General features: G+C 70.2%; 17 protein-coding genes and 1 pseudogene. 6 read left to right on the top strand and 12 right to left on the bottom strand.

Annotation, left to right across the window (positions count from 1 at the left end; genetic code table 11):
* Positions 1-2: 2 nt before the first annotated feature.
* The 4 genes from G3I60_RS10665 to G3I60_RS10650 all read right to left on the bottom strand — a co-directional run bounded on the left by G3I60_RS10665 (position 3) and on the right by G3I60_RS10650 (position 4,003).
* Positions 3-206: a hypothetical protein gene (locus G3I60_RS10665; RefSeq protein ID WP_164293120.1), complete on the bottom strand. Its 204-nt coding sequence runs from the start codon at positions 204-206 to the stop codon at positions 3-5.
* A 215-nt stretch (positions 207-421) separates the two neighbouring features.
* Positions 422-2,728 (bottom strand): ABC transporter permease, encoded by a 2,307-nt coding sequence (locus G3I60_RS10660; protein WP_164293119.1) that lies wholly within the window; start codon positions 2,726-2,728, stop codon positions 422-424.
* A gap of 4 nt (positions 2,729-2,732) precedes the next feature.
* A complete protein-coding gene (locus G3I60_RS10655) occupies positions 2,733-3,500 on the bottom strand; it encodes an ABC transporter ATP-binding protein (RefSeq protein ID WP_138358655.1) in 768 nt (255 codons plus the stop codon).
* Positions 3,497-4,003: a PadR family transcriptional regulator gene (locus G3I60_RS10650; RefSeq protein ID WP_138358653.1), complete on the bottom strand. Its 507-nt coding sequence runs from the start codon at positions 4,001-4,003 to the stop codon at positions 3,497-3,499. Before G3I60_RS10650 ends, G3I60_RS10655 begins: the two co-directional genes overlap by 4 nt.
* Before the next feature lie 162 nt (positions 4,004-4,165).
* Between G3I60_RS10650 and G3I60_RS10645 the strand changes: the two genes are divergently transcribed.
* The 5 genes from G3I60_RS10645 to G3I60_RS10625 all read left to right on the top strand — a co-directional run bounded on the left by G3I60_RS10645 (position 4,166) and on the right by G3I60_RS10625 (position 11,155).
* Positions 4,166-5,446, top strand: a complete 1,281-nt coding sequence (locus G3I60_RS10645) for an ABC transporter substrate-binding protein (RefSeq protein WP_164293118.1) — start codon at positions 4,166-4,168, stop codon at positions 5,444-5,446.
* A 338-nt stretch (positions 5,447-5,784) separates the two neighbouring features.
* Positions 5,785-7,464, top strand: a complete 1,680-nt coding sequence (locus G3I60_RS10640; protein WP_164293117.1) for a glycoside hydrolase family 13 protein — start codon at positions 5,785-5,787, stop codon at positions 7,462-7,464.
* Between the two features lie 84 nt (positions 7,465-7,548).
* Positions 7,549-8,871: an ABC transporter substrate-binding protein gene (locus G3I60_RS10635; protein ID WP_164293116.1), complete on the top strand. Its 1,323-nt coding sequence runs from the start codon at positions 7,549-7,551 to the stop codon at positions 8,869-8,871.
* Positions 8,872-8,882: 11 nt separating this feature from the next.
* On the top strand, positions 8,883-10,235 hold the full coding sequence (locus tag G3I60_RS10630) for an ABC transporter permease subunit (RefSeq protein WP_164293115.1): 1,353 nt from the start codon (positions 8,883-8,885) through the stop codon (positions 10,233-10,235).
* Positions 10,232-11,155, top strand: coding sequence for a carbohydrate ABC transporter permease (locus G3I60_RS10625; protein ID WP_138358645.1), 924 nt, complete (start codon positions 10,232-10,234; stop codon positions 11,153-11,155). Before G3I60_RS10630 ends, G3I60_RS10625 begins: the two co-directional genes overlap by 4 nt.
* A gap of 98 nt (positions 11,156-11,253) precedes the next feature.
* On the opposite strand, the gene G3I60_RS10620 is transcribed toward G3I60_RS10625, so the two are convergent.
* Complete coding sequence (locus G3I60_RS10620; protein WP_343240859.1) at positions 11,254-13,107, bottom strand: protein kinase; 1,854 nt, start codon at positions 13,105-13,107, stop codon at positions 11,254-11,256.
* A gap of 450 nt (positions 13,108-13,557) precedes the next feature.
* Between G3I60_RS10620 and G3I60_RS10615 the strand changes: the two genes are divergently transcribed.
* The gene (locus G3I60_RS10615) at positions 13,558-16,074 is read left to right on the top strand and encodes a collagenase (RefSeq protein WP_343240858.1); all 2,517 of its coding nucleotides are present in this window, start codon (positions 13,558-13,560) and stop codon (positions 16,072-16,074) included.
* Between the two features lie 87 nt (positions 16,075-16,161).
* Here G3I60_RS10615 and G3I60_RS10610 read toward each other — a convergent pair whose 3' ends face one another.
* From G3I60_RS10610 to G3I60_RS10580, 7 genes and pseudogenes are all read right to left on the bottom strand, one after another.
* Positions 16,162-16,620: a tetratricopeptide repeat protein gene (locus tag G3I60_RS10610; RefSeq protein WP_164607044.1), complete on the bottom strand. Its 459-nt coding sequence runs from the start codon at positions 16,618-16,620 to the stop codon at positions 16,162-16,164.
* 57 nt (positions 16,621-16,677) lie between these two features.
* A complete protein-coding gene (locus tag G3I60_RS10605; RefSeq protein ID WP_164607042.1) occupies positions 16,678-19,836 on the bottom strand; it encodes a hypothetical protein in 3,159 nt (1,052 codons plus the stop codon).
* A 63-nt stretch (positions 19,837-19,899) separates the two neighbouring features.
* Entirely contained in the window at positions 19,900-20,268 is a 369-nt protein-coding gene (locus G3I60_RS10600) for a hypothetical protein (protein ID WP_164293112.1), read from the bottom strand.
* A gap of 122 nt (positions 20,269-20,390) precedes the next feature.
* Positions 20,391-22,931 (bottom strand): tetratricopeptide repeat protein, encoded by a 2,541-nt coding sequence (locus G3I60_RS10595; protein ID WP_164293111.1) that lies wholly within the window; start codon positions 22,929-22,931, stop codon positions 20,391-20,393.
* Between the two features lie 158 nt (positions 22,932-23,089).
* Positions 23,090-23,857 carry a hypothetical protein gene (locus tag G3I60_RS10590; RefSeq protein ID WP_164293110.1) on the bottom strand — a complete coding sequence of 256 codons (768 nt, stop codon included), beginning with the start codon at positions 23,855-23,857 and terminating at the stop codon, positions 23,090-23,092.
* Between the two features lie 218 nt (positions 23,858-24,075).
* Positions 24,076-24,378 carry a hypothetical protein gene (locus G3I60_RS10585; RefSeq protein WP_138359675.1) on the bottom strand — a complete coding sequence of 101 codons (303 nt, stop codon included), beginning with the start codon at positions 24,376-24,378 and terminating at the stop codon, positions 24,076-24,078.
* A gap of 187 nt (positions 24,379-24,565) precedes the next feature.
* Positions 24,566-24,831, bottom strand: a pseudogene (locus tag G3I60_RS10580) (ATP-dependent helicase); the annotation flags it as partial.

The raw sequence follows: 24,831 nt of genomic DNA, 5'->3' as shown, positions 1-24,831 counted from the left end.
CCTCATGCCACAGGCAGGGCGAATTCCGGGTCCGCGGTGGCGATGTCGACGCCGTCCGGCCAGACGTCGATGCGCACCAGGCGGAGGTCCGACCATTGGGACGGATCGACTTCAGGGTGTTCGTCCATGGCCAGGATCTCGTCGCGCTTGGTGTTCGCATAGCTCTGCGCGTCGGGGGCTTCTTCCGGGTGGTCGGCGATTTGCACGGTACCCAACGGTCCATTCGCCTCGAACGTAGCCACAGCTATGTACAGGGGCATGTGAAGATCACCTCTCCTCCACGATGCACGTACCGAGGCGTACGTGCACGTCGAAGGGGTCACCCCCAGCGCCTGGGCGGGGCGCTTGCCTCGTATGGGGGGCTTCTTACCCCGCTGAAATCCTTACTGAACGGCGGTACGCGAAACCCCGCGGGCCGACGTCAGTAGATGGTGATCCCCGTGTCCGCCCCACGGCCCCGGACCACCCGCAGCGCGGGCAGCGTGGCGATGGTGACGGCGGCGGTGACCACCGCTCCCCCGGCCAGCAGCAGCGTCATCAGGGCGGGCGTCCGCGCTATGCCCGCGCCGATGCCGCTGGAGCGTCCTTGCAGGTCGATCAGCCAGTGCGAGGTGAGGACACCGAGGACGGTGCCGGCCAGCGCCGCCGCCAGGGCGATGACTGCCGCGCTGATCTGGATGACCGCGACCGTCTGGCGGGGAGTCAGCCCGATGGCGCGCAGGGCCCGCAGATCCCGGCTGTGATCCCGCACGGCGGCGGTGATCGAGGTGGAGAGGTCCACCAGGCCGATGAGTGCCAGCACGGCGACGAGCCCGGCGATCACACCGCGGATCGGGGACAGCTCGTCGGCGGGGCCGGCCGTCGTGCGGATCTCCAGCCGGCCGTCCGAGGCCTGGGGCAGGGCGCGGGACACCGCGGCCGGGTCGGCGCCCGGCCGCAACGCCAGATGGTAGAACTGCGGGCGCAGCGAGTCCTGCCCTTCCTGGAGAGTGTCCAGGGAGGTGGAGATGACCATCCCGTTGTGCTCGGTTTCGATGCTGCGTCCCACGATGTGCAGGATGTGCGGTGTGCCGGCCACGGTGACCCGGACCCATTCGCCGACCCGGACGTCCATGGCGTCGAGCAGTCCCTGTCCGGCCATCGCCTCGTCCGGTGCCGTCGCGACCCGGCCTTCCGCCGCGGCGAAGGGGTAGCGGTGCTCGGCGGTGCCGAGCCCGCGCAGGGTGATGGTGCGGGTCTGCCCGGGCACGAGCGCGGCGACCTCGGTCGCCGGGTACACGCCGGAGACGCCGGGCAGCTGTGTCAGCCGGGTCTCCAGCCCGGTGGTGGACGCGCCGTCCTCGCGCGCCGTCAGCTGTGCCGTCAGTCCGGCCCTCTCGGGGGGATGCTGGAAACGGTCCAGCGTGGCGGCGGCGGAGAGAGCCACGGTGATCATGACGATGGGCAGCGCGAGCCGGGCCACGGACGCCGCGAAGCGCCCCGGGCGGTGCACGGCTCCGCGCCATCCGAGCACCAGCGACGGGGGTGTCCTGAAGCGGAACGCCGTTCGTGACCGAGCCGAGCTCCGTCGCCCCGGGGCGGTGATCCGGGCGGCGGGTATCGGCGGGATCCGGGCAGCACGCCAGGCGGCGAACATCGTGGCGGCGGCGATGGCGGAGACGGTGGCGGCGCAGGTGTACACCAGGGACGAGCTCTGTCCGGGCAGCGCCTGCCAGAGCGTCACCGCCTCGCCGATCGGGCCGGGCACGGCGGTGCCCGCGATCTGGACGGCGGCCGTCCCTACGGCGGCGCCCAGCACCGCGAGCACGGCGTGCTGCGCGAAGAACATCCCGGCGATCTGTCCGGGGGTGAACCCCACCGCTTTGAGGACCGAGATGTCCCGGACGTGGGCGAGGACGCGGGTGCTGACACCTCCCGTCACCGCCACCGCGGCGGCCAGGAGCGCGCCGAGCCCGAAGATCCTCAGCAGCAGCCCCAGCAGCCGGTTGTCGCCTTCGGCGGCGGAGCGGGCATCGCGCCAGGTGGAGACGGAGAGCACATGGTCGGGGCCCACCGCGGCGACCGCCCGCTGCACCACGAAGTCCGTGTCGCCCGGGTCGGCGAGCCGCAGTCCGACGGTCTGCCCGGGGTGCGTCTGCGCGGAGGCCAGGGCACCGACCAGGTCGGGCGAAGCCCAGCCCACGCCGGGGACGTCGCCGCGGACGTATCCCCGTTCTGCGGTCCTGGCCGTTCCGACCACGCGCAGCGTACGGACGCTCGTACCGCCGGTTTCGATCTGCAGGGTGTCACCGGGCTGGGCCCACAAGGCGCCGGCCACGGACTGCTCCAGCACGATCCCGTCGCCTTGCGTGCCGTCCAGCCAGCGCCCAGCGGCGATCTTGGGCTGGGCGATGTCCTCCCTGTGCGGTCCGGCGGCACGCAGGTCGAGCGCGGCCGTCTCGGCGCCGAGCCGGACGGTCACCGAATCGGTGCGGAACGGGCCGGACAGCGCCTGCACTCCGTCGAGCCCGCTCAGCGGCCAGGTAGGGGTGCCTGCCGTGGTGCGCAGCCACACATGGCCGCCCTGGGTTTCGGTGAACAGCCGCTGCCAGGGGCTGACCGCGTACTGCAGCAGCGCCGCGGAGAGCAGCAGGGCCACGGTGATCCCGGCGGTGGCGAGGACGATGGACAGGGCCTGGCCGCGGTGTGTGCGCAGGTCGGCGAGTGCCCAGCGGGTGATGGCGCGCATCTGGTCAGCCCGTCAGTTTCACGATGTCGGCGGCGGCTGCCCGGTGCTGGTCCGTGGTGTCGAGGGTGGTGTCGTCGGTGATCCGGCCGTCGTAGAAGCTGATGACGCGGTCGGCCGCGCTGGCCACCCTGGCGTCGTGGGTGACCAGGACGATGGTCTGGCCCTGCTGGTGCAGCTCGGTGAGCAGCCTGATCACCTCCCGGGTCCCCTTGCCGTCCAGGGAACCGGTGGGCTCATCGGCCAGGAGCAGATCCGGCTCGTTGACCAGGGCTCTCGCCAGCGCCACCCGTTGCTGCTCGCCGCCGGCGAGGTCGCCGGGCAGGCTGTTCTCCTTGCCGCCCAGTCCGAGCCGGCCGACGAATTCCTCCCGCGACGCCCGCGCCTGGCGGGGCGTGCGACCCGCGAGGAGGGCGGGCAGTTCGATGTTGTCCGCGACGGTGAGGGTGGAGACGAGGTTGAAGAACTGGAAGACGATGCCGATCCTGCGGCGGCGCAGTACGGCCCAGCGCGCTTCGCTGAGATCGTCGACGCGGCGTCCGTCGAGGGCTATGCGCCCGCTGTCGGGGCGCTCCAGACCCCCCAGGAGGTGCAGCAGGGTGGATTTCCCGGCTCCGGAGGTCCCGGTGACGGCCACGAACTCGCCCCGCGCCACGTTCAGGTCCACACCGCGTACGGCCCGTACCCTGGCGCCGTCGGTGGAGTGGGTCTTGGTCAGGCCCGTCACGCTCAGCAGGTGCGGCGCTGGACCGGTGGCCGGCTCGGTTCGTGTCATTCGAGTTCCTCCTGGCAGCGCTCCAACCAGTCGAGGTCAGCCTGAAGATGCAGGCTCGCGCCCTCGATCAGCAGTTGTGCGATGCGGTTGTCCTGGTCCTCCCCTGCGGCCAGCTTGGACAGGGCCCGCATGAGGTTCAGGTAGTGACGGCGCTGCTTGTTGATCAGCGTGACCTGGTCCGCCCTGCCGGTCCGGGGGGCCAGGGCGAGCTTCATGAAGAAGTCGTCCCGTACCCGGGGGGTCGGGGACGGCTCCTCGAACCAGGCGTCGACGCTCTCGCGGCCCGCCTCGGTCAGTTCGTAGATGCGTTTGTTGGGGCGGTCCGGCTGGACGATGTCCTCGCCCGCGATCAGGCCGGCCTTTTCCAGCCGGCCCAGGGTCACATAGATCTGCCCGATGTTGGGCTGAGGGTACGCCGCTCCGAAGAGCTTCTCCAGGCCCTGCTTCAGTTCGTAACCATGAGCGGGACCTGCGGCGAGCAGGGCGAGCAGCGGAAGACGCACGGTGGTTGAGCCTCCTCCCCGGCTACCTGCTTGTTAGGGGTATTGGCCGTGCCCGGACAGGCAGCTGACCGCGGCCCCTAGTATCGCGCATGCTCAGCAGGTATACAGGACGCCTCGGCCATGCGGAACATGTCGCGGGCGGAGCGAGGAGTGGAGGGACCGATGCGCTGGGCGCGAATCATGGGCAGGGGACTGCTCGTGGGCGCCCTGGTGATGGCCGGCTACGCCGGTTCGGGGGCCGGTGCGGACGCCGCACCGCCGGGCGCCTCCGACGGCAGGGGGCCCATGACCCTCGTCACCGGCCGGGACCTCACCGGCTATCTGCAGCCGGTGCTGGACGGCTGGAACCGGAGCCACCCCGACGAGCCGGTGAAGCTGGTCGAGCTGCCCGAGGCGGCGGACGAGGTCCACGCGCAGATGGCGGACAGTCTACGGTCGGGCAGCAGCCGCTTCGACGTCCTCAACATCGATGTGGCCTGGACCTCCGAGTTCGCCGGCAACCACTGGATCGCCCCCGTGGACGGGCGCGGTCTGCCCATGGACCGGTTGCTGCCCTCCGTCGCCGACACGGCCACGTTCCGCGGCCGGCTGTACGCCATGCCGTACGTGACCAACGCGGGGCTGCTGTACTACCGCAAGGACATCCTCGACCGGGAGGGCCTGCCCCCGCCGCGAACCTGGGCCGAGCTGGAGAAAGAGGCCTCCGCCCTTTCGGCCAAGTACCGGATCGGCGGCTACGCCGGGCAGTTCCTGCCGTACGAGGGGCTGACGGTGAACGTGGCCGAGGCGGTCCAGTCGGCCGGCGGATCGATCCTGGGCGGTGACGGGCGACAGGCGACGGTGAACTCCCCCGCCGCACTGGAGGGCCTGCGGTTCCTGACCCGGGGCGTGACCGACGGCTGGATTCCCCGCGAGGCGCTGACCTTCAAGGAAGAGGAATCCCGGCAGGCGTTCCAGGACGGCAAGCTGCTGTTCCTGCGCAACTGGCCCTACGTCTACAACCTCGCCTCGGGCCGTGACTCCGCGGTGGCGGGGAAGTTCGGCGTGGTCCCGCTGCCCGGCCCGGACGGGCCCGGCAGCGGCGTGCTGGGCGGCTCCAACCTGGCCGTCAACGCGCACTCGCAGCACCAGCGGTCGGCGGCGGAACTCATGGCCTACCTGTCCAGCGAAGGCGTGCAGCGCCAGGTCCTGACCGACGGCGGGCTGCCGCCGGTGTGGGCATCGCTGTACTCAGACCCGGCTCTCATCCGGCGCTACCCGTATCTGCCGGTCCTCAAGGAGAGTGTCCGCACCGCCAGGCCGCGCCCCAAGAGCGCGCGGTACGAGCAGGTGAGCCTGGTGGTCGCCGCCGTGACCTATGACGCGCTGGCCCTGCGGCAGACGCCCGAGCAGGCGCTGGCCCGGCTGCAGCGAGAACTCCAGGACGTCGTACGGGGCGGCTGACCCCCCGCTCCAGATTCACCTTCCTAGTTACTTGTTAGGCATCTCCGTCGGGATGAGTCGCTCCAATTTCCCGCACATATCGGGATGAATACCCCTCCATGAAGGCCTGATGGCCCGAGAGCGTTGACACCTCCCCGACTCTCCTACTTAACATGCATGCATCACAGGGTGCGGCTGCCGTTGGCAGTGCGCACCCCACCCCAACCCCGCCGATCGCACCGTGGTGCGCCGCTGCCCCCTGCCCGCATGCCGCGGGCCGGTCCCGGTACACCGATCGGTTCTCACGGTTCCAACTCCAACGACGGCCGCTCGCGCGTCAGATTCAGGATGGTGACGGGATGCTCGCAGTCCCAGTCGAGAACCCCGCAGGCCGCACACCTGCGGCCCGGCCGGCCGAAGGGCAGCGCCCCTGGTGGCGCGACGCCGTGGTCTACCAGGTCTACATCCGCAGCTTCCTCGACAGCACCGGGGACGGCGTCGGTGACCTCGCGGGAGTCCGGGTGGGACTGCCCTACGTGCGCAAGCTCGGCGTGGACGGCATCTGGCTCAGCCCCTTCTATCCCTCCCCCCAGCACGACCACGGTTACGACGTCGCGGACTACAGCGCCGTCGACCCGCTCTACGGAGACCTCGCCGAGTTCGACCGTCTCGTCGCCGACGCGCACCGGCTCGGGCTGAAGGTCGTCATCGACGTCGTCCCGAACCACTGCTCCAGCGCCCATCCCTGGTTCCGGGCGGCGCTCGCCGACGGCCCCGGCGGCCCGGCCCGGTCCCGTTTCCACTTCGCCGACGGCCGGGGGGAGCACGGGGAGCTGCCGCCGAACAACTGGCGCGCGATGTTCGGCGGTCCGGCCTGGTCGCGCGTCAAGGAGACGGACGGCAGCCCGGGCCAGTGGTACCTGCATCTGTTCACCCCCGAGCAGCCCGACCTCAACTGGCGTGACCCGCGGGTCGGGGACCACTTCGAGGAGGTGCTGAGGTTCTGGCTCGACCGGGGGGTCGACGGCTTCCGCATCGATGTCGCCGCCGGGCTGTTCCGGCACCCGGAACTGCCGGACTCCCCCGACCCGGAGGCCGACGAACGCACCCGCGACTCGGTGAACCCGCTGGCCTGGAACCAGCCCGAGGTGCACGACGTGTGGCGCCGGTGGCGAGCGCTCTGCGAGTCGTACACCGCACACGACGGACAGGACCGGCTGCTGGTCGGCGAGGTCTCCGTACCCACCGCCGCGGATCAGGCCCTGTACGTGCGCCCCGACGAACTGCACCAGGCGTTCTTCTTCCACCTGCTCAGCGCCCCGTGGAACGCCGCCGACTTCCGCCGCAGCATCGTCGAGGCGCTGCGCGACATCGCCGGAACCGGCTCCACGGTGACCTGGGTGCTCAACAACCACGACCAGGTCAGGACCGTCACCCGCTACGACGCCGACAGCGGCGGCGTGGGCGCCACCCGCGCGCGGGCCGCGGCGCTGCTGATGCTGGCGCTGCCGGGCGCCGCCTACATCTACCAGGGCGAGGAGCTCGGCCTGCCCGAGGTGCTCGACCTGCCCGACGACGCGCTGACCGATCCGATCTTCCGCCGGACCGGCAGCCGCCGTTACGTCCGTGACGGCTGCCGGGTCCCCCTCCCGTGGTCAGGACACGCCTCACCGTTCGGGTTCACCGCGCCGGGCTCCACCGTGCAGCCCTGGCTGCCGCAGCCCGCCTGGTTCGCCGAACACACCACCGACCGCGCTCTGAGCGACACCGGCTCGTTCTGGCACCTGTACCGCGACGGCCTCAACCTGCGCGAACAGCTTCCCCAGCTCGGCGAAGGCAGCCTGCGCTGGCTGGAGTCACCACCCCAGGTACTGGCCTTCGTGCGCGGCGACGGCATGGTCTGCGCCGTCAACTTCGGCGAGGAGCCGGTACCCGCCCCCGTTCCCGGGCCGCCGCTGCTGGCCAGCGCCCCCTGCCCGGCGGGGCTGCTTCCGGGCAACACCGCCGCCTGGTGGGTCTGCGACCTGCCCGCGTCCTGAGCCGGTCCGCCGGCCCCCGGCCCGACCGGAAACCTCACCACCGCCCCCGGTTCCGCGGGCGGATTCGACGAAGGGATCTACCCAATGAAGCGCATCGTGGCAGCGACAGCAGTGGTACTCGGCCTCACCATGACGGCCACGGCCTGCGGAGGCGGCCAGGACAAGACCGCCGCGCAGGACGGCAAGCAGGAACTCAAGGGCCAGTCCCTCACCGTGGCGGCGGTGTGGACCGGTGTGGAGCAGCAGAACTTCAAGAAGGTGCTGGACGCCTTCTCGGCGAAGACGGGTGCCAAGACCTCCTTCATCTCCACCGGTGACAACGTCTCCACCGTCGTCGGCAGCAAGATCGAGGGCGGCAACGCACCCGACGTCGTCATGGTCCCGCAGGTCGGCGTGGTCCAGCAGTTCGCCCGCAAGGGCTGGCTGCGGCCGCTGTCCCCCGCCGCCCGCACGGCCGCAGCGGCGAACTTCGCCAAGGTGTGGCAGGACTACGGCACCGTCGACTCCGCCTTCTACGGGCTGTACTTCAAGGCCTCCAACAAGTCGACGGTCTGGTACAGCCCCAAGGCGCTCGCTGACGCCGGGGCCACCGTCCCCAAGAGCTACGAGGAGATGATCACCACCGCTTCGGCCGTCACCGACTCCGGGCTCCCCGGCTTCTCCGTCGCGGGTGAGGCCGGATGGCCGCTGACCGACTGGTTCGAGAACATTTACCTGTCCCAGGCGGGACCGCAGAACTACGACAAGCTGGCGCAGCACAAGATGCCCTGGACCGACCCCACGGTCGTCAAGGCGCTCACCACCCTGGGCGCTCTGTTCACCAAGGACCAGCTGATCTCCGGCGGCCGCAAGGGCGCTTTGGAGACCGACTTCCCCGAGTCGGTGGAACAGGTCTTCGGCAAGCAGCCGAAGGCGGGGATGGTCTATGAGGGCGACTTCGTCAGCGGCCTGATCTCCGGTGATCTGCACAAGAAGGTCGGCGAGGACGCCAAGTTCTTCCCGTTCCCCGCCGTGACGGGCGGCACCGCTCCGGTGGTCGGCGGCGGCGACGCCGCCGTTGCCCTGAAGGCGGGCAAGAACCAGGAAGCCGCGATGAAGTTCATCGAGTACCTGGCCACCCCCGAGGCCGCGGCCGTGTGGGCCAAGGCGGGCGGATTCCTCTCCCCCAACCAGAAGCTGGACATCGCCAACTACACCGACGACACCACCCGGCAGACCGCCAAGTCGCTGGTCGACGCGGGTGAGACCGTCCGCTTCGACATGTCCGACCAGGCCCCGGCGGCCTTCGGCGGCACCCAGGGTTCGGGCGAGTGGAAGATCCTGCAGGACTTCCTGCGGGACCCGTCGTCCCCGAAGAACACCGCCCAGGTCCTGGAGACGGCCGCGCTCAAAGCCTACAAGGGCTGAGGGCGGCCGACATGTCCGTCATGAACCACCGGAGCCGGCCGGGCGGTGCGGCCCGGGGCGCCCGCACCGCCCGTCAGCGGTCGGTACGCCGCCGCAAGATCAACGCCGTGGTCTTCGCCCTCCCCGCCCTGCTGCTGCTGGGCGCGCTCGTCGGCTACCCGATCGTCTTCGCCGTCGTGCGGTCGCTGTTCGACGCCTCGGGGGAACACTTCGCCGGCCTCGACAACTACGCCGAGATGTTCGGCGACCCGGCAACGCTCAAGGCGATCCGCAACACCGCGATCTGGATAGCGGTGGCCCCCGCACTGCTCACCGGCCTGGGGCTGATGCTGGCGGTACTCACCGAGAAGATCCGCTGGGCCACCGCGTTCAAGGTCCTGATCTTCATGCCGATGGCGATCTCCTTCCTCGCCGCCGGCATCACCTTCCGGCTCGTCTACGAACAGGACCCGCAGCGCGGGGTGCTCAACGCGGTCGCCGTCGGCGCCCACGACGCCTTCACCGATGCCTCCCCCTACCCCGGCGCCCGCACCCGCGGCTCCCAGGTGCTGGAAGCGGAGAAGGACGGCGGGTACCGGACCGCGCGGCCGGTGCGTCCCGGTGACTCGCTCACCCTCGGGCTGGTCGGCCTCAAACCGACCGCCCTTCCCGCCACGGCCGCCCAGGCGAAGACCGCCTCGGCCGCGGCGGGCGCGGTCACCGGAACCGTCTTCCTGGACTTCGTCCCCGGAGGCGGCGGCCGGCCCGACGCGGTCGACGCCAGGGAACGCGGACTGCCGCAGATGACGGTCGAGTTGGTCCGCGACCAGCAGGTGGTCGGACACGCCGCGACCGGGCCGGACGGAACCTTCCGCTTCGACGCGCTGCCTGACGGCTCCTACACCGTGCGCCTTCCGGCGGCGAACTTCGCCGAACCGTACGGCGGTGTGTCCTGGTTGGGACCGGCACTGATCACCCCCGCCATCATCGGTGCCTATCTGTGGATCTGGACCGGATTCGCCATGGTCCTCATCGGCGCCGGACTGTCCTCGCTTCCCCGCGAGGTCCTGGAGGCCGCCCGTATCGACGGCGCGGGCGAGTGGCAGATCTTCCGCCGGATCACCGTGCCGCTGCTCGGCCCGGTCCTGACCGTGGTCTTCGTGACGCTGCTGATCAATGTGATGAAGGTCTTCGACCTCGTCTACATCATCGCCCCAGGTCCGGTCCAGCAGGACGCGAACGTGCTGGCGCTGCAGATGTGGCTGGTCTCCTTCGGCGGCGGAAACAACCAGGGGCTGGGGAGCGCCATCGGAGTGGTGCTGCTGCTCCTGGTGGTACCCGCCATGGTCCTCAACATCCGTCGCTTCCGCAGGAGCCAGACATGACGACCCAGCACACCGCACCCGTCGGGGCCGCGCCGCGCACGACCGCGGCGCCCCCGGCCGCGCGCCGCCCCGTGCGGCTGACCTCCCGGCTCACCGCCTTTCTGGGCAAGGGCCTGGTCCAGGCGCTCCTGGTGGTCGTCGCCCTGGTCTGGCTGGTGCCCACGTTCGGTCTCTTCGTCTCGTCGCTGCGGCCCTCGACCGACAACGCCACCACCGGCTGGTGGACGGCGCTGGCCCACCCGGGCGGCCTGGGGTTCTCCAACTACAGCTCGATCCTGGCGGACAGCGGAATCACCCATGCCTTCTGGAACACGGTGCTGATCTCCGTGCCCACCACGATGGCCGTCGTCGTCCTCGCGTCCCTGGCCGGATACGCCTTCGCCTGGCTGGAGTTCCCGGGGCGCGACGTGATCTTCCTGCTGGTCGTCGCCATGCTCGTGGTGCCGGTGCAGATCGGGCTGCTGCCGGTGGCCAAACTCTTCGGCGCGCTCGGCATCTTCGGGTCGCTCACCGGCGTCATCCTGTTCCACGTCGCCTACGGGCTGCCGTTCGCGATCTTCCTGTTGCGGAACTACTTCGCCGACATCCCCCGCGAGATGCTGGAGGCGGCGCGGATGGACGGCGGCTCCGAATGGCTCATCTTCCGGCGGCTGATCCTCCCGGTGGCCAAACCGGCGATCGCGAGTCTGAGCATCTTCCAGTTCCTGTGGGTGTGGAACGACATGCTCGTCGCACTGATCTTCGCCGACAGCGGTTCGCAGCCCCTCACCGTCGCGCTGCAGTCGCAGATGCGGCAGTTCGGGTCCAACATCGACGTCCTCGCTCCGGGCGCCTTTCTGTCGCTGGTCGTTCCCCTGATCGTCTTCTTCGCCTTCCAGCGTCACTTCGTCCAGGGGGTGATGGCCGGCTCGGTGAAGTGACGGTCCTTCGGCGGCCGCGTCGCTGTTCCCTCCCACCACGATCGGGAAGGCCCCGCGCGGCGGCCGGAGATGGCCGCGCGGGGTCCGCTGTCAGGTTGTCACTGGCGCTTCCACTGCTGTGACGCGGAGCCCGAGCACTTGGCGGTGGTCGCGCCACCGCCGAAAGCCAGGTCCAGGCATTTGCCGTCGTACTGTTCGGCGAGGCTGCTGTGGGAGCCGGAGTACCAGGACTTGAGACCGCTCTGGGCGCAGTCGCTGATCGTGGACACGTTGTTGAACATGCCTGCCTGGAGGCACTGGCCGGTCCCCTTGTTGACCACCTGGAAGCCGCCGCCCGAGACGGTTCTGGACGACCACAGGGCCGCGTTGCCGGTGCACGACCCGAGGGTGAGGGCGTTGCCGAACTGGTTGACGCCCAGACAGTCCCCGCTGCTGCCGTTCCTGAGTACGTAGAAGCGGGACCCGCTCGACGGGGTGGGGGCCGGTGGTGGCGCCGCCGTGGGCTTGGTGCTGGGGCCGGCGGTGTTGCCAGGCCCGCCGGTACTTCCCGCGCTGCCAGTGCCGGTGTTGCCCGAGCCATTGCTACCGGTGCCGGTGTTGCCCGTGCCGTTGTTGCCGGTCCCGTTGGCGCCGCCGGCACCCCCGCCACCGCTCGCAGCGGGGACTCCGGCAACGCTGCCCGGCGACGGCGCGGCCGACGGCTGGCCGCTCGCGGACGGCACGCCCGAGGGGCTCGTACCTGCGGACGGCGAACCTGAGGACGCGGATGCCCCTGGGCCCGCCCCACCCGGGCCGGAGGCCGGCGGGCCGCTCTCCGCCGCGCGGGGTGCGGTGAGCTTGGGGAGCAACTGCACGCCGATCGTCGTGCCCGCCACCAGGACGATGGGAACCACCGCCAGCAGCAGTCGGGTTCGCCGCCGCGGTCGCCCGGCCGCGGTGATCGGCGCGTTCCGCCCCACTACTACGGGCTCGGCCTGTTCCGGAGAGTCCGGCTCCGGCTCGAGCACCACCTGCGGTGCCGTCCGGGCCGCGAACGCCGCGCGCCCGGCCAGCCGGTCCATGACCAGCGCGGGCCAGCCGGGCCTGGCCGGGACGGTCCTCTGCTCCGCGAGCAGGAACAGCCGGTCCGCCGTGGGGCGTCCGAGCGGGTTCTTGTCCAGGCACGCCTCGACGACCTCCGCCAGGTCCTGGTCCAGTGCGCGCAACCCGTCCAGGTCGGGCTCACCGTGGACGATGCGATAGAGCACGTCCACGCCGGAACCCTCACCGAAGGGCGGTCTGCCGACGGCCGCGTAGCCGAGCAGCGCGCCGAGCGCGAACACGTCCGTGGCGCCCGTCAACTCCTTGGACGCGGAGGCCTGTTCCGGCGACATGTAGGCCGGTGTGCCGACCACCACGCCGGTCCGGGTGAGCCGGCTCTGGTCGGCGGCGCGGGCGACCCCGAAGTCGATGAGCGTGGCGCCGTCCTGGGTCAGCATCACGTTGGACGGCTTGAGGTCCCGGTGCACCATGTCGAGGGCGTGCACCGCTCGCAGTCCCGCGGCCGCCTCCCGGAGCAGCAGCCACAGGGCCTGCACCGGAAGCGGCCCGCCGTGCAGGGCCATCGCCTCGGTCAGGGTGAGGCCGGGAATGTAGGCGGTCGCGAACCACGGCGGCCGTGCCTGCCGGTCACTCGCCAGCAGCGGCGTGCTGACCTCGTTCGGCAACCGGGCGAGGTTGTCGAGTTCGTGGCCGAAGTGCCGCAGGAAGTTCTCATCCGCGGCGAAGTGCGGCAGCACCTGTTTGACCGCGGCGTAGCGGCCGTCGACGACGCCCAGATACACCCGCCCCATGCCGCCGGAACCGAGCTTGCCGAGCAGTGGGATCGTCCCGATCCGCCGCGGGTCCTCCCCTTCGAGTGGCTCGGCCCCACTGCCACTGACGTCCAACGACTCTCCCCCGTTCACTGTCACAACTCCGCAGCGTACCCAGGATCCGAGGACCCGTCAGGAGCACCCGGACGCAGTGGCATTACCGCCACAACCGGCCCCTGCGGCTCCGTTGTCATCCACACGAGATCCCTGCCCGTGCCGACCGTCGCCGCCATCAGGGGTGCCGTGCCATCAGGGTCCCGCCGGAGCTTCGCGGTCCCGGGTGCCGCCTCGGATGCAGCCCAGTTGCGGCCTGGATGCGGCCCAGATATTGCCTCCGATTTACTTCCACCCCCTTCTCCTGCGATGTGACATGTGCAATGTTATTGCGCGCAGGCTGTGTCCATGTCAAACGACACAGCGCGGCCCGCAGGCAGCCCTCGTCACGCCCCGAACCCGTCGGAAGTCATCGGCGACCGGGACGCTCGAAGCCCGCGGATCCCCCCACGCCGTGCAGTGCAGCACGGCCTTCACACCGCTGGGAGGCGGCACGTGAACACCCAACCGCTACGACGAAGTCTCACCGGATTCCTGATACTTGCCCTCGCACTGTGCCTGGGCATAGCCATGCTGATCCAGCCGGGCCGAGCCACGGCAGCGGACAGCCGGCAAGGACCGGCAACGCAGTCCCCCAAGGTTCCCCCGCCACTCGGCTCGACCGCCGACATATCGGACCGCGCCGAGGTGCAACGCCACCCGCTCGACACCGCTCAGCTTCCGCCGCAGAGCCCGGTCACCTCGCGGGCCCCGTCGAAAGCCCCACCAAGAGGGAACACGGCGAGCGGTGTTGCCGCGGCGTCCTGCACCCCGGCCGACTTCAGCCGGACCGGATCCGCGCTGGTCGCATTCGTCCAGGCCTCGACCACGGCCTGTGTCAACACCCTGTTCGGCCTCACCGGCACCAACGCGTACAACGCCTTCCGCGAAGCACAGATGGTCACCATCGCCAACGCCTTCAAGAACACGGCGAGGACCTACCCCGGTGACAACTCCGGCAACGTGTGGCAGCTCGTGCTGTTCCTGCGCGCCGGATACTACGTGCAGTCCTACAACTCCTCCGCCGTCGGACCGTACGGCCCGACCCTGGCCACCGCCTCCGAGGGCGCGCTCGACACCTTCGTGGCGTCCCCCCACTTCCTGGACGTCAGCTCGGCCAACGGCGACATCCTGGGCGAAGTCCTGGTCCTGACGGACAGCGCCAACGAGCAGGGCCGCTACCTCAGCACCTACAAGAGGGTGCTCAACGCCTACAACAGCTCCTACGACGCCTACTGGAGCATGGACTCGGCCGTCAACAGCGTGTTCACCCCGATCTTCCGCGGGCACTGGAACCCCGCGTACATCACCGCGGTCACCGCCGACCCGAGCATCATCGACACCCTCAGCACGTTCGCGCTGAACCACCGGGACATCCTGAACGGCAGCTGGTTCTGGCTGGACGCCAACGCCGGCACCGAGATGGCGCGCTTCCTCGACACCCCCGCGCTCCAGGCCAAGGTACGACCGCTCGCGAAGGGCTTGCTGGGCGCCTCGTCGATCACCGGCACGACCGCACCGCTGTGGGTCGGGGTCGCCGGCATGACCGACGCCCACGACCAGGCCCAGTGCTCGTACTACACGACGTGCAACTTCACGGCCCAACTCACCGCCGCATCACTGCCGATCACCTACCCGTGCGACGCCGGGCACACTTTCCGCGCCCAGTCCCTGACCAACGCCGCGCTGTCCGCCGCGTGCACCAGCCTCAAGGGTCAGGACGCGTACCTCCACGGCATCGTCAAGGACAGCGGCCCGGTCGCCAACGACAACAACACGAACATCCAGATCGTGACGTTCGCGAGCCCCAAGGACTACCAGGTCTACTCCGGCTGGATCTTCGGCAACAGCACCGACAACGGCGGCGAGTACCTGGAGGGCGACCCCGCCACCCCGGGCAACCAGGCCCGGTTCCTGTCCTACGTGAAGAGCGTCAACGACGGCTTCCCCGGCGACATCTGGAACCTCAACCACGAGTACACGCACTACCTCGACGGACGCTACGACATGTACGGCGACTTCACCGCCGGCCAGGGCGTCCCGGACATCTGGTGGATCGAGGGCTTCGCCGAGTACGTCTCCTACAGCTACCGCAACCTCCCCGACACCGAGGCGATCGCCGATGCCGGCCAGCACACCTTCGCGCTGAGCACCCTCTGGCAGAGCACCTACGGCAACAGCAGCCTGGACCGCACCTACCCGTGGGGTTACCTGGCCGTCCGCTACATGATCGAAAAGCACCCCGCCGACGTGCAGAACATGCTCGCCAAGTTCCGCACCGGCGACTACAACGGCGCCTACGCGGTCTACAGCACCGGCATCGGCACCCGGTACGACGCCGACTTCAACACCTGGCTCGACGCGTGCGCGGCCGGCGCCTGCGGCGGAACGAGCAGCGGACCGACCGCCGCCTTCGACGCCGCCGTCTCCGGCCTGACCGTGAACCTGACCGACAGGTCCACCGACGCCGGCAGCACCATCACCGCCCGCTCGTGGAACTTCGGCGACGGCACCACCTCCACCGCCACCAACCCCGCCAAGGCGTACACCGCCGCCGGCACGTACACGATCACCCTGACCGTCACCGACGCCAAGGGCCTGACCTCCACCACGGCCAAGCCCGTCACGGTCAGCGGCGCGCTGCCGACCTGCACGAGCGCCGACCCCCGCGTCATGGGCCAGAACTGCTCCCGCTCCGCCCGGTCGGCCTCGACGGGCAACCTGGACTACCTGTACCTCTACCTGCCGGCCGGGACCACGACGCTGAACATCACGACAACCGGCGGCACCGGCAACGCCGACCTCTACTACAACCCCAACACGTGGGCGACCAGCACCACCTACACGGCACGCTCGGCCAAGGCCGGGAACACCGAAGCCATCACGGTCACCAACACCACCGCCGGATACCGGTACATCAGCCTGTACGCGAAGACAGCCTTCAGCGGTGTAACGGTCACCACCAAGTACTGACTCCTGTCTCCTACCCGTCTTGAGGCGGCGACTCTGCGGGCAGCGGTTCACACCGCTGCCCGCAGTGCGTCGCGTCCGCCATCGCCGCTAGGAACGACCTCCGCCACGCAACTTGTCCATGTGCATCAGGTAGGCATCCTCCGCGACCCGCCGGGCCGCGCCGTTCGCTCCTGCTGCCAGCCGCTTCCTCGCCGTGTCATGTCCGGCGTCCGCCGCCTGCCGATACCAGGGCTCCGCCTGAGCCCAGTCCCCCAGCCGCTCCGCGTACAGACGCCCCAGCCAGAAGGCCGCGTAGAGGTCTCCACGGTCGGCAGCCGTCCGGTACCAGCGCGCCGCCTCGACGAAATCCCCCTGGACTTCGGCGGGGAGCCTGTTCTCCAACTTCGCCTGAGTCCGGCCTTCGCAGAGGAGTCCGAGTCGGCCCATGGCCTCGACCAGGCCCGCCTCGGCGGCATCGCGGTAGTGGGTCCTCATCGCGGGCAGGTCCTCCACACCGCCCCAGTTCTCCAACTCCCGGCCGAGTCCGAAACTGGTTTCAGCATCCATCCGTCCAAAGTGGCAGCGCGCCAACGGGATGTCCAGACCGTTGGGCCGGGAGCGCAGTCACGCGAGAAGGTCGTCGGCAATCACCGTCAGGACATCAGGCTGCAGCACGGCAAGGACATCGGCTGCCGCATGCCACGGCCCCAGTCGCAGCGCCCACGCGATCAGCGGGCGCGCACGGGTCTTCCCGGCATGGCGGGCCAACGCCGTCAGGGCCCATGCCTGACGGTCCGGGTCGGGGATGGTTCTGACCATCGACTCGGCGCGGTCGATGTTCCCGCCCCGCGCCATCACCTCCGCCACACTCGTCAGTGCACGTGCCCTCGCCCGTGGCCCCGGGTTGATCGCGTCCCCGGCCATCATCTCGACTTCACGGGCCACGAGTTCGGCGCTGTCGAAGTCGCCTGCCTCGGCCATCGCCTCCGCCACGCCGGTCAGACCCCATGCCTGCCAACGCGGGTCGGCGACCGTGCGGGCCAGGCGTTCCGCACGGTCGACGTCACCCTGGTGCGCTGTCTCCCGGGCCACGTTCGCCAGCGCCGATGCCCGAAGTCCCGGTTCGGTGATCATGCGGGCCAGGCGTTCCGCACGGTCGAGGTCTCCGAGCTTCGCCACGGTTCCCGCCACCACCTCCAACGCCATCGCCTGGGTAAACCCGGGTTGGCGCAGGGCCATGGCCTCAGCCTCGCGGGTCAGCTCCTCGGCACGGTCCGCCTCCCCCATCCGCGCCACCGCCCGTGCCACCGCTGTCATCGCGTTCTCCTGCGCGCACAGGTTCGTGGGAGGCAGGGCACGAGCCCTCGACTCGGCCACGCCGGCCAGCCTCCCGGCGGCGGCGACATCTCCCGCGCCCGCCAGCGCCTCCGCCACCTGCGCCAGTCCCTCCGCCTGGAACTGCCGGTCGAGAGGGTGCTCGGTACGGTCGGTGATGGTTCCGGCCACGGTCTCGGCGGCGGCGGTGTGGCCTTCCTCGGCCAGCGCCCGCGCGACGCGTGCCAGCTCCATCGGCGTCGAGCGATGGATGGTCCGGACCACCGCGAGAGCGCGGTCGACGTCTCCGGTCCGCGCGACGATCTGCGCCACCTCTTCCAATGCCCTTGCCTGCTCGAACCCCATGGCCTGCCCGGGAATGGTCCTGGCAACGGCCACGGCGCGGTCCACCTCTCCCACTCGGGCCAGCCCCGCCGCCAACGCGTGTGCCGCTTCCGCCAATTGCCTCCGGTACAGATCGGTGCCGGTCCGGGCCACAGCTTCGGCTTCGCGGGCCAGCCGTCCGGCACGGTCGACAGCGTTGGTCCGCGCCGCCATCCGTGCCGTGGCGGTGAGCACCATCGCCCGCACCTCCGTGTCCTTCTCGATGCTGCGGGAGCGGGCCTGGGCCTCGGCGCGGTCGACGTCGTCAGCCGGGGGCCACGCGTGCGCTATCCGTCGCAGGTCGTGGGCCCGTTTGTACGTACCGACGTGGTTCATCGGCATGCCTTCGGCCTCACGGCCGAGGTCCCCGGTGCGGTCCGCCTCGTTCACCTCCCGCACCATCCGCAGCACCGAGTCCTGCAGTTCCGGGTGAGTGACGGTCAGGGCCAGGGCCTCGGCCTCGCGGGCGAGGTGCCGAGCGCGATCGGCGTCCCCGATCCGTGCCACCACGCGTGCGACCGCTGCCAGCGCGGATGCCCGAAGTTCCGGGTTGATGATCGTCCGGGCCACGGATTCGGCTTCGTGGGCGACGTCACCGGCGTCGTGAGCGGTGTCGTCGGTCCCGCTGGGAGGCCGGTTGCCGGCATCGCACTCGGCCAGCGCCTCGCTGAGTGCCCCCAGCGCACGCGCGCGTCTTTCCGGGGAGGGGATGGATCGCGCCATGGCCGCGGCGTGCGCGGGGCGCCCCAGGAGGGCCCAGACGGCGGGCAGCCCGACGGGGATGTTGGTGTTGCGTTGGGCGAGGCTGTCGCGACGCACCGCCAAGAGGGTCATGGCTCTCAGATCGAGGCCCGGATCGCCTCGGTCGAGTATCGCGTCCTGCGTGGTCGTGATTTCGGCGAGCGCGGCGTCATCCCCGCCGCCCGCGTCGCGCATCCGTTCGTGGCGGGTCTCGTCGAGGGCGCAGGCGATCATCCTGGTGAGATCGCCGTCGGCGTGCAGCATCCGGAAGTAGCCGCGGAACAGATAACCGGAGGTGTGAGCGGGCCAGTGTCCGGCCCGGTACCGGTCGGCCCAGGTGTGCAGGCGCTCCCGGTACTCCGTCAGGCGCCGCTCGCCCAGGAACCGTACGGCGATCTGCTGGAGTTCCTCGTGGCCGAGCATGTAGACCCCACGCACTGCCACCTGGCCGGACGAGCCGGGGGCGGGGGCAGTGGCGGGGCCGGGGGCGGGGCGCCAGGCGAACATCCGTCCGGCCACGGCGCCCAGGACCTCCTCGATCTCCCACTCCAGGCGTCCCGTCAGCTCGGCCAGGTCCCGGCCGCTGAGGCCGCCGCCGGCGGCGGTCACCAACCCCAGGAGGTCCTGCTCCGCCGTCGTGCCGCGCAGCAACCGCTTCAGCTCCCGCTCCGCGTCGTTGCGCACGATCTGGGCGTACGGGGACTCCTTCAGCGTCCGTTCGACCCCGGGGTCACGCAGCGGATGCCCGCTGGGCACGTCGGAGGGGAGCGGCGGGTCGTGCCGTCCGGCCACCACGATGCGCATCCCCGGCGCTGGCCGGGCCGGGAGCAGCGCGGCGATGCTGTGTGCGATGGCTCCCCTGTCCTCGTCGAGACCATCCACGACCAGCACCAGGCGCTGTTCTCGCTGCCGGCAGGCGGCGGCCGCGGCGTCGAGCAACTGCCACATGTGCGCGGCACGGGTGGCGGCAGTCAGGTAGGGCGAGACAGGTTCGCCGAGGAGGGTCGCCAGCTGCTCGATGACGACGGCCAGGAAGGCTTCACGATCGTCCTGGGCGGCCAGGCGCGCGGTGATGAAGAACGAGACGATGCGGGTGCGCGGTGGCGGGTTCAGAACGAACCAGGACAACAAGGCGGACTTCCCCGCCCACGCCTTCGCGCGCCACCACAGGTAGTCGCCGGCATCGGGCCGGGTGCAGAAGTCCGCGAGCTCGGCCAGCTCCTCCTCCCGGCCCAGCAGCACCTCGGGGGCGATCGTCCGTACCTGGTGGAGATAGCCGGACTGCGCAACCGGGTGGGCGGCTGCGAACACGTTGATCTGCGTGTTGCCGCTGCCGATCTGCACCCCTCGCGCACCACGGGCGTCGACGTGGTGGCCGCTCTCGTCCGCTCCCACTGGCAGGCCCGGTCAGTTGAACGTGTTGGTCTGCGTGTTGTTGTCGCCGATCTGCACGCCCTTGGCGTCCCTGGCGTCGACGACATTCGCCCCGGCCACCCCCAGGTCCCGCAGCAACAACCGTGCGGCGGCGAGGATTTCCGCGTCCTGGTCCGCGCCCGTCGCGGCCAGCAGCTCCCTCAGCCGGGCCTCCCAGACCCCGGGCTCGACCTCACGGGCGTCCAGGACCCGTGCGCCGTCCTCACCCCCAGCGGCAAGACGCCGGCGCACCGCCTCACGCAACCCCGCGTAGCCGTCCCGGACCGCACTGCTCGCGGTATCCGTGAGCCCCGCCGAAGCACCCGCGGCCAGCGCGGCCATCACCAACTCCACTCCAGACATCCTCGCCCCGTCATCGAACCGAATCGGCCTGGTATCGGCCGGCCGCACAACTGGTGCTACAGGCAGCCAGTTTCACACCTTGCCGACCTCGGCGCAGTGGAACACTGGACACGTCATGATGCTCACAGACCGCTCAGGAGGTCCTGGGCCGTGGCTGCTTCGGGCGCGCCCAGGTCCCGGTACGCCGATACGGCCCGTTGCAGATGCTCGCGTGCTGTCACTGGGTCAGCGCGCGCCAGGGCGAGCCGGCCCGATTCCAGTTCAACCCTGGCGGCTCCGGATCGATCACCGATCGCCGCGTAGGTCCTCCCGGCCTGTTCCAAGCGCTCCGTGGCCGCTTGCCACCGTGCTTCCCGCAGGTCCAGCACACCGAGTTCGATGTTCGCCCACGCCGTACCGCGCCTGTTCCCCAGGCGCTCGTACTCATCCCGGGCGTCCGTCACATGGCGTCGTGCGGCGGCGAGATCTCCCATGGAGCGATACAGGGAACCGAGCTCCACCCGCGCGTCGGCGGCGTTCCTGGCGCTGTCCATGGATGTGAAGACGTCCAGAGCTCCTTCGAGCAGGGCCTGGGCATCGGCGTACTGTCCGAGGATCCGCTTCGTGATGCCGGTCTCACGCTCGGCCCACGCTCGTCCGCTGCGGTCGCCGGTGTCGGAGCAGATCGCATGCGCGGCCGCGAACTGGTCCAGGGCACTCGGATAGTCACCGAGGAGTCGGTCGAGTGTGCCGAGTTCGATGCGGATCCATGCCTCGTTACGCAGGTTCCGCAGGCTCTGATAGATGCCGAGCGCCTCGTCGAAGGAGACCCGGGCCGCGGCATAGTCGCCGGTCGCCCTGCTGAACAACCCCAGCGTGCCGCGGCCGTTGGCGACGCCCCGGAGCCCGCCCATCCGTCCGTGGAGGGTGACAGCACGCTCCATCGCGTTCCGCGCGGGGGCATACTCCGCCAGATGGTAGTGAATGACGGCCAGTTCGGCGTAGCAGACGGCCCGGCCACGATCGTCGCCCAGGGTCTCGAAGTGCCCCAATGCCGCCTGTGTGTGTCCGAGTGCGCTGCGGTACCGTCCGGTGCACCGGTGCAGGACCCCCAATTGGCTGTGGCTGCAGCCTTGTCCGAGGACATCCCCAGTCGTGACAGCCAAGTGCAACGAGGACTCGTTCAGCTCTTCGGCCTGGACGATGTTCCGGTGGATCCGCAGGAAATAGCTGAGACCGCAGGTCAGCTGCCAGGTCGTCGCCCATTCCTCGTCGACCGCGAGCCGGGCGACCGCCCTGAAGTCCACCAGATAGATCTCCAGCCACTCCAGAGCTGCCTTCTCCTCCGTGGGAACATCGGGTTCGGTGGCGGCGTCGGCCGGCAGGTCGATGACCAGAGGAGAACCGATGGCGGCATTCGCCAGGGCAAGCTGGCGTGCCGTCAACCGGAACAGCCGCCGCATTGCCGCCGTACGCGATGAACTGCTGTCATGAAGCTCGGACTCCCGTAACGCAAGCGCGCGTACCGAATCGTGCACGCCGTATCCATGCGGGTCCGGTCGGCCGATGATGCCCCGGCGGTGGAGTTCGTTGAGCGACCGATCTGCTTCCTCCACCGGGATGCCGGCCAGCACCGCCGCCGTTTCGCCGGTGACATGCGGCCCGGGATGGAGCGCCATCCGACGGAAGACCAGCTGGTCACGTGGGTCCAACGCCGTCACTGACCAGCCGAAGGGATCCACGTTCACATCGTCTCCTGGTCGGTGCGGGACGCCGTCCCCGCTACAGAGCCCGGATCCGTCCGGTGCGGTGATGAGGCGGTCCGCCACATGTCTGACGGTCAGAGGCAGCCGGTAGATCTCGGCCAGCGCGCTGATGACGGAGGTGTCGATGTCGTGTGAGGCTCTCGTCAGGACGGCGGTGATGACGGAGCACGCCTCGTCCCGGGTGAGACCCCCCACTTCGAGGTGCAGGTCGGGATCAATGCCGGCAACAACACGCCGGCTCGTGACGATCACCATGGCGTGGCGGGAGTTCGGCAGAATGGGCCGCACCTGTTCCGCCCGGGTGATGTCGTCGAGAACGATGAGGAATCGTCCGTTCCCCACCGCGGACCGCCACTGGCCGCTCATGTCGTCGACACCGAACCGTGTCTGCGGAGCGGGCGCACCGATGGTGGTCAAGGCACTCGCCAGGACGTCCTGGGCGCTGAGTCTTCCCGCCGGTTCCGAATGCCTCCGGTACCTCAGGAACAGCTGGCCGTCAGGGTAGCGGGCCACGAGGCGATGAGCCGCCTGCACAGCCAGAGCCGTCTTCCCGCTGCCGGACGGACCCGTGATGGAACACACGAACGGTCGTGACGCGCTGAGCTCCGGCGTGCTTTCCACGAGCCGGCGCAGCTCCTCCTGTCGGCCGGAGAAGACTGCCGCTTCCGGCGGGAGGGTGTTGACCCGGACCCGATGAGGAGGCGGATCGTCGTCGGTGGAGACCGGGGTGCGATCTGAGCCCGGCACGAGGGCTGCGCCCACGGCTGCGAGTGTGATGAGGACGAGCAGCGAGGAGAAGAGCCACCAGTTCCAGGTCGAGGTGATGATGTTGGTGACCACCCCCACCGCGGCGCCGAGCACGGGCCCGGACGCCAGGACCGCCATCTCCCGGCGCCGGCCCGGACGGTCACCGCTCATCCGATCTCCCCCGGTCATCGATCAACGAGCACCTCGGATTCGACCGAATGCCGTCCCGCCAGTATTCCGGCGTCGCGGCGACGAGGACGGGGCGTTCTCGGAATCGAGTGGAAGGCTGTGGCGGGCGTCCTTGAGGGCGGCTCCGGCCACGTGCACGGTCAGGGCCGCTCCCACACCGTCACCGCCAGCGTCTGCCGGCCGCCGCCCGCGCCGCCGCCCGCCGTGAAGAACCCGACCCGACCGCCGTCCGTCCCGAAGCACACGATGGAGCCCGCCGTAACGTCCGCCGTTCGCTGCCCCAGGTGCGTATTGAGAAGGATGACGCACTGCTCCCGCTTCGGCGGGGTCGCGCCGTTCCAGGACACGACTGTGGTGCCGACGATCTGGCCCGGTTCGCAGCTGAGTTGGCAGGCGAGTCCGAGATCCCCCATCGGTGCCCGCTGGGGCGGTACGGAATCCAGCGACCAGCCCGTGATCGGACTCCCGCTCGTGCTCCCGTCATCCAGCGTCAACGTCCCCTGCCAGCGCACGTGTACGGCCGCGGGAGCCGTCGAGGCGGGCGGCTCGGTGGCGGGCGGCGTAGCGGGTTCGGTGGAGGGCGGCGGGGTCGTGGTGGAGGGTGCGGTGGTCGGGGTGCGCGGCGGGTCCGGCGTGGGTCCCGGCGGCGGGGCGCTCGCGCCGCTCGCCGAGCTTCCACCGGACGGAACCGCAGCCGACGAGCCGGCGGTCGACGATGATCCCTCGTGCTGGAACAGCACCGTCCCCAGCACGATCGCCGCCACTCCGACGAGCGCAACCACGAGCTGAGCCCTGGTCGTTGTGATGGCCGGGATCTCCACCCCGCCCAGTTTCACCGCTTTCCCCACCACGGACGCGACCAGGCACCCCACACCGAAGATCCACAGCGGCGCGATGTAAGCGATCACAGCTGTCCCTCCCCCTGCCTGCACACCACGCCACCGCGGTGCATGCGACGGTAGCGGCCCGCCAGGACCGAGAGAAGAAGACGTCACCCAGTGCCGTCCGACCTGCCTTTCAGCACCCCTTCGGCCCGGTCGCGGCGCTCGGCCGGAAACGGGCGGCGGCGCGGAAATCGGCGCCGCCGCCGTCACCTGCCGGACTTCACTGGGCCCAGGGAGCGGTCCTAGACCCTTTCAGCCGTCCGCTGCGGCGTCAGTTCCGCCCCGACCGGGCGCAGATACAGGCGCAGAGTGTGGGCGGGCTCGGCCGTCCCTCGGTCCCAGCGGGTATCGGCGACGGTGCAGGCGGGCCCGTCGCTCAGCCAGTCCGCGGCCGCTTGGAACAGGGCGGCGGGGTCCTGGCCGGCCAGGATCAGCGTCCCGTCGTCCTCCACGGTGACCCACAGATCGACGTGCGAGTTCACGAACGCACCGGCCCGCTCGCGGAGCTCTTCGACCAGCGTCGCAGTACCAGGATCAGTCATCATCGCTCTGCCTTCCCCGCACGATATGTCAGTGACTGTTCGTGCGCCCCGCTTACCTTCCGTTACTCCCCCGAGTCCCTCCGGATCGAGCGAGCGCCGAAGAAACCGCGTGAACGCGAGGAAATGCCAAGAGCCGCCCCACCCCCGACATCGGAGATGGGACGGCTCTTCGGCGGCGTCGGCTGCGGCGTTACGCGGCGGTGGTGGTCGTGCGGGGCGCGGGGCGCTCGCCTGATCCGGAGCGGCGGGCCTGGGCGAAGCGGCTGCGTCGGCCGCGGGTGGCGGTGGCGCTGCGCTTGGCGCGTTCCACGACCGGTGCGGCGATGACACACGGGATGCCGCTGGGGGCCTGGGCGCCGGTGATCCGGGTCAGTTCGGCCTCGTCGGGGCGGACCTGTGCGGTCTGCGGGGTGATGCCGGCGTCCCGCATCAAGCGGATCATGTCGCGGCGCTGGT

The organism is Streptomyces sp. SID13666, from assembly GCF_010548325.1.
GTDB lineage: Bacteria > Actinomycetota > Actinomycetes > Streptomycetales > Streptomycetaceae > Actinacidiphila > Actinacidiphila fildesensis.
This window is presented reverse-complemented; position numbering and strand designations above follow the sequence as displayed.